We start from the raw sequence: 2152 nt of genomic DNA, 5'->3' as shown, positions 1-2152 counted from the left end.
GATCGCTGACAACGCTGACTGGCTGTACCAGGTCCAGGCCTTCGGCGGAGCAGGTGTGGTGGGCGCAGGGGTGCTGTCTGACGCGCGCGCGGCGACCGGGGTCAGCGCGTCCGGGCTGCGCGTTCAGTCCACGGGGAGTGATGGACGGGTCGCGCCCGCGTTCGGGCACGGTCTGCCCGCCATCGACCTCCAGGCGCAGCGGTTCGAGCGGGTGACCCGCCTGGTCCGCTAGTCGACAGCGAGGATGATGCTGTCGGCCTTGATGACGGCGACGGCGGACGAGCCGACGGCGAGCCCGAGATCCGCGATGGCGTCCATCGTCACGACTGCGGTCAGCTGCTGGCCGTTGACGTCGAGGGTCACCTGGCCCTCGACCGCACCCTCCTTGATGGCGGTGACGGTGCCCTTGAGCTGGTTGCGCGCGGAGAGCTTCATGGTCGTCCCTTCTGACGGTGCCGGACATGGCGGTATGTACCCGGATGCGGCCCGCACGGGCCGACGACGATGACGGCCGCCCTTGCAGGCGGCCGTCGCGGTTCGCGGGATCCGGGGTGACGCGTGCTACTGAACCGTGAGCAGCTCCACGTCGAAGATCAGCGTCGCCCCGCCGGGGATCGGGCCCATGCCGCCCGCTCCGTAGCCGAGGGCCGGCGGGATGATCAGCCGACGCTTGCCGCCGACCTTCATGCCCGCGACGCCCTGGTCCCAGCCCGGGATGACGCGCCCGGCGCCGACGGTGAAGTCGAACGGCTGTCCGCCCACGGACGAGTCGAACTGGGTGCCGTCGGCCAGCCAGCCGGTGTAGTTCACGGTGACGGCGTTGCCGGACTTCGCCTCGGCGCCGGTGCCGACGGTGAGGTCCTCGATCTTGAGCTCGGTCACGGGTTCGGTGGTCGGGCCCTTCGCCGGCTCGGCGGCGGGCGCAGTCTGGGCCGGCTCGGCCGCCGGAGTGCTGGGCGTGCTCGTCGCGGCGGGCGAACAGCCGGCGGCTGCCAGCGCGAGCGCCGCGCAAGCGAGTGAAGCGGTCAGGGTGCGTGCGGTCACGTGGGTCCTCCTCAAAGGGTCGGGTGTGCGAGGGAGAGTATGCCGCACGCGCCCGCGCGTCGTCATTCCGGCCGCGCGGCTCCATCGGTTCTCCCGACGCACCCGGCCGCCGCCGCGTACGCGGCGAGCCACGCGGTGCCGAGCACGAGGCTCGCGAGCACGTCGCTCGGGTAGTGCACGCCGAGGGCGACGCGCGAGATCGCGACCGCGAGCGCGATCGCCAGGGCGAGCGTGAGGAGCGCTGTCCGCGCGGCCGTCCGGCGTCGAGGGCGCACCAGTGACGTCACGAGCAGGGCGATCGCGCCGTAGAGCACGACCGCGTGCAGTGCGTGTCCCGACGGGAACGACGACCCGGTCGCATGAGCCTGCTGCACGAGCTCCGCGCTGAGCGGCGGGCGCGGGCGGTCGACCGCGATCTTCACGGCGTTCTTGATCACTTCGGCGCCCGCCGTGGCGAGCGCCGGGAACCAGAACACCCGCGGCGCGCGGCGCCATAGCGCGATCGCGCCGAGCACGGTGAGGACGGCGAGCATGGCGGTCCAGCCCGACAGCGACGTCACGGTGAGCCACGCGCCGGTCGCGCCCGCGCCACAGCGCGCCGTCACCTCGAGAAGCGCCTCGTCCCACGCGAGGACGGCGCCGTCGCGGAATCCGAGCGCGAGCCCGGTCACGCTGCCGGCCACGGTGAGCACCGCCAGCGAGGCGATCGCGCGCGCGGCCGGCGAGCGCAGCATCAGCGCCCGAGCCACTCCCGGACCGCGCCCTCGACGCCGTCGCGTCCGGCGTCGACGACCTCGTCGAAGCGCTCGGGCAGCGCGTCCAGTTCCGCCAAGCCTGCCGGCACCGCCGCACAGCCGGCCGCCATCCTGGCGACCGCGTGAAGCAGCTGCACGCCGTTCAGCGACGCCGTGTCGGCGGGCAGGGGCTCGGCGTAGGGCACGCCGGTGAGCGCCTTGTGCACGTCGGCGCCGAACTTCGCCCAGTGGGCGGTGGAGACCACGAGCACCGGCGCATCGTCGCGCAGGCGCTCGGCGACCTCCCAGGCCACGGCCGTGTGCGGGTCGAGTAGGTACCCCGTATCATCCCACACGCGCCGGATCACGGCGAG

3 protein-coding genes are annotated in these 2152 nt (G+C 73.4%); all 3 read right to left on the bottom strand.

Annotation, left to right across the window (positions count from 1 at the left end; translation table 11 throughout):
• Nucleotides 1-228: 228 nt before the first annotated feature.
• The 3 genes from FDZ70_09605 to FDZ70_09595 all read right to left on the bottom strand — a co-directional run bounded on the left by FDZ70_09605 (nucleotide 229) and on the right by FDZ70_09595 (nucleotide 1793).
• A complete protein-coding gene (locus tag FDZ70_09605) occupies nucleotides 229-435 on the bottom strand; it encodes a hypothetical protein (GenBank protein ID TLM69732.1) in 207 nt (68 codons plus the stop codon).
• 126 nt (nucleotides 436-561) lie between these two features.
• On the bottom strand, nucleotides 562-1110 hold the full coding sequence (locus tag FDZ70_09600; protein ID TLM69731.1) for an FKBP-type peptidyl-prolyl cis-trans isomerase: 549 nt from the start codon (nucleotides 1108-1110) through the stop codon (nucleotides 562-564).
• Nucleotides 1107-1793 (bottom strand): phosphatase PAP2 family protein, encoded by a 687-nt coding sequence (locus FDZ70_09595; protein TLM69730.1) that lies wholly within the window; start codon nucleotides 1791-1793, stop codon nucleotides 1107-1109. Before FDZ70_09595 ends, FDZ70_09600 begins: the two co-directional genes overlap by 4 nt.
• Between the last annotated feature and the right edge of the window lie 359 nt (nucleotides 1794-2152).

This window comes from Actinomycetota bacterium (assembly GCA_005774595.1).
Lineage (GTDB): Bacteria > Actinomycetota > Coriobacteriia > Anaerosomatales > D1FN1-002 > D1FN1-002.
The sequence above is the reverse complement of the archived record's forward strand: the minus strand, read 5'-3'. Positions and strand labels throughout refer to the sequence as shown.